Source organism: Kitasatospora sp. NPDC127035, from assembly GCF_042726075.1.
In the GTDB taxonomy this organism is placed as follows: Bacteria; Actinomycetota; Actinomycetes; order Streptomycetales; family Streptomycetaceae; genus Kitasatospora.
Genome location: NZ_JBHXDN010000019.1, coordinates 137,304 through 143,303, shown reverse-complemented (window position 1 = coordinate 143,303; position 6,000 = coordinate 137,304). Strand labels below are relative to the sequence as shown.

Sequence of the window (6,000 nt, the reverse complement as noted above, 5' to 3'; positions counted from 1 at the left end):
GTCAACTTTTTGGGTCTCGTACCCCACCGCCCCCCGGGTTACACACCCGTCCTGACCTGCGGCACACTCCGCCGCAGGTCAGGACGGGTGTGAACCCGGGCGGACAGAGCTGAGGAGAATTGGAAAGCGTGTTGGGGGCAACCCCTCACGAGTTCGAATCTCGTATCCTCCGCCTCTGCCAGCCATGGCAGCACGAAGGCCCCGACCGCCCAGCGGTCGGGGCCTTCGGCGTTTAGTGGTCTCAGTTGCCGCCTAGCCAACGCCTTGGTGACCGGTCTTGGTCTCGACTGCGCTCTCCAGAGTGCGGGGGCGAATCCTTCGCCGTCGGTGCACAGGCCCCGGTTACGGAACGGTTCTACGGCTCCCAGTGTGCGCCAGTCGACCCAGGCGGGAAGATCGTCGGCGTGTGCCGGCGTCGTGCTGACGGTCGCATCGAGCGCGGCGGCGGTGAGGGCGGCCGCAGTGAAGGCTACTGAACTTGATCGGGGGATATCGGGACGGGCCGCCCGACACGAGTCGCCCGTCTCGCGGGTCGGCGGGTATTGCCGGGGCAGTCCTTCGGGAGAAGATCTCCCCGTAAGTCAGCCCCTGCCGCAATTGCCGAAGCCCGAGTTCGTGGGCTACCGGAACGGACCAACCAGCGCCAGGCGACCAGACCCGACTTCACCCGATCAAGTTCAGGGTGCCCTTCGGGTCCGTCGGGCACGCCGCCGGACTCGGTCAGGACGCGATCGAGGCGTCATTCGCCATCGACGTTGGGACGCCGGCGCGGCGGGGGGATGACGAGCGACAGGGCGCCGGTGGCGAGCAGGGTCAGGGCCTGTATCGACGCGGTGACTGATGTGGCGTCGTGCAGTGGCCAGGCCCAGATGCCCGGTCTGTTGTGGACCAGGCCGAAGGAGACGCACAGGAAGGGAAACAGTGCGGTGGCCGCCGTGGCGAGGCGCCCTCCCCCGAACCAGCGAATGATGAGGGCGAGGCCGAGGTAGCCGGCGAAGTCGCGGGCCATCGCGACAGCGGCGCTGCCCGCGCCCGCCGCGGTTGCCACACCGGCAACCACGGCGCAGACCAGGACACATCCAGCCATGAAGGCCGCGTCCCATCCGCCGACGGCGCGAACCGCGACGCGCTCCGCGACGGCGTCGGCGCGGGCTTGGCCCTCCAGGATCAGGCAGACGGGAACCAGCGGAAGGAGCGAGGACATGGGGAGGTCGAATGTCAGCCCACCGATCACCACCGGGACGGGAACCGTCACGGAGTCGGCGCCGGTGCCCAGGAGGATGCAGGAGAGCAGGCCGAGGGCGACGGCGGGAACGTACCTGATGCGCAGCCACCAGATCATCGGGCCGCCTGGAAGGAGGGTGCTCCCGACTGGTGGTACTGCGCAGGGTCAAGTACTGGCTTGACGTCGCAGCGGGCCAGTGTGTCAGCATTCTTCTGGAACCACGCGAGCTGTTCGGCGTGCGGGAGTGTCATGACCTGACGGGCGATCTGCACCTCCTGTGGCCGATAACGACCTTCGACCGTCGTGGGGGTGACTCCGGCTGTCAGCTTCAGCCAGGAGGACAGGGGGGAGACGGCCTCGGCACCGGGCCAGCGGGCGAACGGCTCCTTGGCGCAGTCGGGGGCTCGGTCGGGGATGTATCCCAGCGCGACGAGTGACTGCACCTCGTCCTTGCCGGGTCGGGCGGAGAACGGTGACACCGTCAAGGGCTGAGACAGACCGACGGCGTGGAGATGCCGGTCGGCCTCGACCGCCCAGTCGGTGATGCGGGTGGCGGCGGCCCGCTGCTCGGGCCACAGGCACACGCGTGGTGCCGTCGTGGTGCAGGTCTGCTCGCTTTCCGGGCGTGCCTGCGCCGCGCGGTAGCCGAGCGGTGCGGCGATCCATGCCCCCGCCGCGACCGTGGCCGCCAGGGCCAGAACGGCGCTCAGCCGGTTGTTCCCGCGCAGCGTCGTCCAGATCCAGGCGGCGGCCGCCATCCCGACAGCCACGACAGCCGGTGCGAGGACCGCTCGGGTGGCCGGCAGCTGGTCCAGCGCGCAGCACTCGGTGAGGTTGCGGCCGTTGAGCTGGCGGACCCAGAAGGCGTCGAGCGCAGACGGGTAGGCCATCCAGAGGAAGCTGGCGATGAGGGCCAGGGGCACGGCGAGCAGCCGCGGCAGCACGTGCCCGAGAACGTAGCCGACTGCTGTGTGCGCGAGGACGACCAGCAGTTCCAGGAGGATGACGACGGGGGTGGACCAGCCCGGTACGCCGCTGGCCTGCGGTACGAACAAGGCCAGGGCGACCAGGACGGAGACCGTGCCGAGGGCAAGGGCCGGGGCCAGGACGGAGAGGGCGATGGCGGCGGTGGAACGAGCCGGCGCCATACCAAGGACCGCTGACTGGCGCACCTTGAGGCCTTCCCAGGCCCCGCAGGCCGCGACGGCGGGCGCCGTGAAGTTGAGCAGGAAGCTGCTCTGGGCCACGACGGATGGCCAGTAGCCGTCGGTAATCCAGCCGGTCATGTCGCTGCTGTACATCGCGATCCACACGAGCAGGACGGGCATGGCCCGCACGGCTGAGGAGATGCGGAAGATGCTGCGCCAGGGCATGGTCACGCCTCCCCGGTGACGATGCCGGCGTAGGCACTCTCGGCGCGCCGTTGCGCGGAGACGCCGTGCGGTGCGAGCGCCAGGAAGGACTCGATAGGCCCTTGATGACGCACCTTTCCCTGGTCGAGAACGACGACCGAGTCGTAGATCTCGGCCAGGTCCTCGGTCTGATGGGTGGAGACGACGAAACTCGCGAAGCCGCGCAGTTCGCCGATCAGCTCTCGGAACACTCCGCGCTGTACCGGGTCGAGTCCCGCGGTGGGTTCGTCCAGGAGCACGACCTGAGCGTCGTGCACCAGGGTCTGGGCGATCCCTAACCGTCGTAGCTGCCCCCCGGAGAGCTCCCCACTGCGCCGGTCGGCGAGCGAGGTGAGCCCGACCTTCTCGATGGCCTGCTGGGAGCGCTCCCATGCCTCACTACGCGACATACCCTTGAGCCAGCCCGCGTAGGCCGCCTGTTCCCGCACCCGCAGGCCGGGTACCGGCCGTACCTGCTGGGGGAGCCAGCCGACTTTCCGGCGGTAGGCCTTGAGGTGCTTGGAGTTGCCCGTGTCCAGCCCGTCGAGGGTGATGCGGCCGGCCTCTGGCCTGAGAGCAGAGGCGATCAGGCCAAGCAGGGTCGACTTGCCGGCGCCGTTCGGGCCCAGGAGCACACTGCACCCTTTGTCCAGGCGCAGGCTGAAGGAGTCCAGGACGCGGGATCCCTTGCGGTACCCGAAGGAACAGTCAGTCACTTGAGCAGGCATAATCACCGATCCGCTTTGCATTCGAGCTGCTGAAAGATCCAACACAGCCCCGCCGATGGGACGTGCTTTCCCAACAGGTAGGTACACCACCGGACACTCCGGCGCACACCTGCCGGGTTGTGAACGAACCAAGGATATCCGCCCTTCTCCACCGGGACGGGCGCAGGCCGGACATGGGCCCGAGTCCATTCCGGCACGAGAATTTGCGGATCCCCGAATTCCGCAGCACGACCGGAGGGGTGCGCGTCGCCCCACGGAGAGCGTGATGCATGGTGCGGCACATGCCGAGGCGCCCCTCCGTGGCGACAGCAAAGGAAGCGCGCTCACATCTGTTGATCTGCACTGACTTCCTTCCGGAGCGTTGCGCCGCGAGGCCTGCCGGGAGAGTTCGGGACCGATCATGCCGTACGAGCGCCACCTTCGCAGCGACTTCCAGGAACCCGGGCACCCCGTATGCGACAAATGGGTCATTCGGGAGTCGGGCGTCCGATGCATCGCAATGCACACTTTGTATCGATACCGGAAATTTCCCACAAGTTTCCAGGATGAATTGCCTTGACCTATATTTTCCACTCCACCGGACACCTGGCGCCGCCCCGCAAAAACCGGCCAATCGCACGAGAGTTTTGGAAATTCATTCGATCGACAGTCGTGCGTGTGCATCATTAATTCCAGCGCTCCGGGGCTACCGGAGTACCGGATCCGCCGATGTGCGGAGCCTCCGCAGGAGGGAACTAATATGCAGGTCACTGCATTCATGCGGCGCCGTGCAGGCGTCGCCCTGGCCGCGATAGCGGCAGCCACGCTCGCTGGAGCAGTGCCGGCGAACGCCGAGGGGAGCTGGAGCTCCTCCATCTCCTACTGGGGATACAACGCCGAGTCCCGCCGATGGACCGACAGCCACAACGACGGGGACTGGACCACGGTCAGCTTCAGCGGCTGCTCGGACAACAACTCGGGCTGGTTCGCCTCCGGCAGGCCCACCACCGTCGAACTGGACAGGGACATCTCCTGGTCCCCGGACACCAGCTACGGCGGCCGCGGCAACTTCTGCAACACCGTCGACTGGGGCGAGCGCACCACGGCCGGACAGTACTACTTCATCCACAAGAGCGACTTCCGACTCGACGTCAACTCGGTCTACACCGCCTACTGAGCAAGGGGAAGAAGCGACATGCAGCTCACCGGATTCATGCGGCGCCGCACAGGCCTCGTGCTGGCCACGATCGCAGCGGCCACTCTCGCCGGAACGATACCGGCGCACGCCGAAGGGAGCTGGAGCTCCCACATCAGCGACTGGACGTACAACTTCGAGTCCCGCCGGTGGACCGACAACCACACGGACGGGAACTGGACCACCGTCAGCTTCAGCGGCTGCTACCACAACGGCTCGGCGGACTACTTCAACCGTGGTGGGCAGGCCACCATCGAGCTGGACAGGGACATCTCCTGGTCCCCGGACACCAGCTACGGCGGCCGCGGCAACTTCTGCAACACCGTCGACTGGGGCGAGCGCACCACGGCCGGACAGTACTACTTCATCTTCAAGGACAGCTACCCGCTGAGCGTCGACTCGGTCTACACCGCCTACTGACCGAACTAGCCCGAACGCCGGCTGGCCAATGTGCCCGGCGGTGGTGACACCTCCGCTGGTCACACCCGGGCCACCCCGGGAACAGCTCGATCGAATGGCAGCCGGACCCCGGTGTGCGCCAGGCGAGACCGCGCCCGGTCTCGCCTGGCGCACACCACCTCACAGCCGGGCCGGCCAGGTCCCGGCGCGAAGCGCCGGCGGCGATGTCCTGACGGGACTACCCGGCCTACAGGACGTCGCGCATCGCACACAGCACCGAGGACCCGCTGGACCCATCGGCGCGACATACTCCCGGGCACCGAACTCGCCATCGCCGAGGACATCGTCGACGCCATGACCGACGGGGACCGCGCCGAGGACCGGCGCCTCAGCCACGTGATCCACACCGGCGCCCGTCCCGACGTCGTTGCCGTGCTACTCGACGCAGACCTCTCGGCCTACCTCGACAACCAGACCTGGACCCACTTCGACGGCCGTCCCATCGCTATGCAGGAACGAGCCCTCGCATCCAGCTGTACCCGGCCAGAGATGGAGGGCCGTCCCCGCCCAGATGCGGATCCAGCTCGTATTCGAGGAGGAACAGGAAGCCGCCGGCCTGCTGTGGCACGACCGCAAGCTTCCCGGCGTTCGGGACTTCGCCGCCCGCGCGGGCGTGCAGATCATCTGACCCGTAGCCGGGCTACGGCCCGTAGCCCGGCTACGGATCCGGCATCCCGCCCGGCAGTTCACTGGGGAACGTCCACCCCTCCCCCTGCTGCCGAAGTCCCTCCCATGCCAACGCACAGCACCGCCACTGTGACCACCGCCGAACGGCCGGACGAGCATCGGGAACGCTTGTCGGGGGCCACTCCCCCACGAGTTCGGATCTCGTATCCTCCGCCTCTGCCGGCCATGGCAGCACGAAGGCCCCGACCGCTCGGCGGTCGGGGCCTTCGGCGTTCTCCTGTTGCAGCTTTGGTTTGCACTCGCCTCCGTACAGCACCGCCCGGAGTCTCTTGGTCGGCGCCGCACCGCCGCCCCGCCGCGCGGATCGCGGCGGTGGGTCGGCGGTGCCCTCGGTGG

5 protein-coding genes are annotated in these 6,000 nt (G+C 67.8%); 2 read left to right on the top strand and 3 right to left on the bottom strand.

All coding sequences use genetic code 11. The features are described 5' to 3' along the window. Nucleotides 1-739: 739 nt before the first annotated feature. The 3 genes from ACFWIC_RS16250 to ACFWIC_RS16240 are packed head-to-tail and all read right to left on the bottom strand — an operon-like array spanning nucleotide 740 to nucleotide 3,332. Nucleotides 740-1,342, bottom strand: a complete 603-nt coding sequence (locus ACFWIC_RS16250) for a hypothetical protein (protein ID WP_380519063.1) — start codon at nucleotides 1,340-1,342, stop codon at nucleotides 740-742. Further along, entirely contained in the window at nucleotides 1,339-2,598 is a 1,260-nt protein-coding gene (locus tag ACFWIC_RS16245; RefSeq protein ID WP_380519060.1) for a hypothetical protein, read from the bottom strand. Before ACFWIC_RS16245 ends, ACFWIC_RS16250 begins: the two co-directional genes overlap by 4 nt. Nucleotides 2,599-2,600: 2 nt before the next feature. Further along, complete coding sequence (locus ACFWIC_RS16240; protein ID WP_380519057.1) at nucleotides 2,601-3,332, bottom strand: ATP-binding cassette domain-containing protein; 732 nt, start codon at nucleotides 3,330-3,332, stop codon at nucleotides 2,601-2,603. A 751-nt stretch (nucleotides 3,333-4,083) separates the two neighbouring features. Here ACFWIC_RS16240 and ACFWIC_RS16235 point away from each other — a divergent pair. Together ACFWIC_RS16235 and ACFWIC_RS16230 are read left to right on the top strand one after the other, a co-directional pair. Then, nucleotides 4,084-4,500: a hypothetical protein gene (locus ACFWIC_RS16235; RefSeq protein WP_380519054.1), complete on the top strand. Its 417-nt coding sequence runs from the start codon at nucleotides 4,084-4,086 to the stop codon at nucleotides 4,498-4,500. 18 nt (nucleotides 4,501-4,518) lie between these two features. After that, the gene (locus tag ACFWIC_RS16230) at nucleotides 4,519-4,938 is read left to right on the top strand and encodes a hypothetical protein (protein ID WP_380519051.1); all 420 of its coding nucleotides are present in this window, start codon (nucleotides 4,519-4,521) and stop codon (nucleotides 4,936-4,938) included. The last annotated feature ends 1,062 nt before the right edge of the window (nucleotides 4,939-6,000 follow it).

Excerpts from the sequence above, each read along its gene's own strand:
- ACFWIC_RS16250 (WP_380519063.1), bottom strand. The coding sequence starts at position 1,342 with ATGATCTGGTGGCTGCGCATCAGGTACGTTCCCGCCGTCGCCCTCGGC.
- ACFWIC_RS16245 (WP_380519060.1), bottom strand. The coding sequence starts at position 2,598 with ATGCCCTGGCGCAGCATCTTCCGCATCTCCTCAGCCGTGCGGGCCATG.
- ACFWIC_RS16235 (WP_380519054.1), top strand. The coding sequence starts at position 4,084 with ATGCAGGTCACTGCATTCATGCGGCGCCGTGCAGGCGTCGCCCTGGCC.
- ACFWIC_RS16230 (WP_380519051.1), top strand. The coding sequence starts at position 4,519 with ATGCAGCTCACCGGATTCATGCGGCGCCGCACAGGCCTCGTGCTGGCC.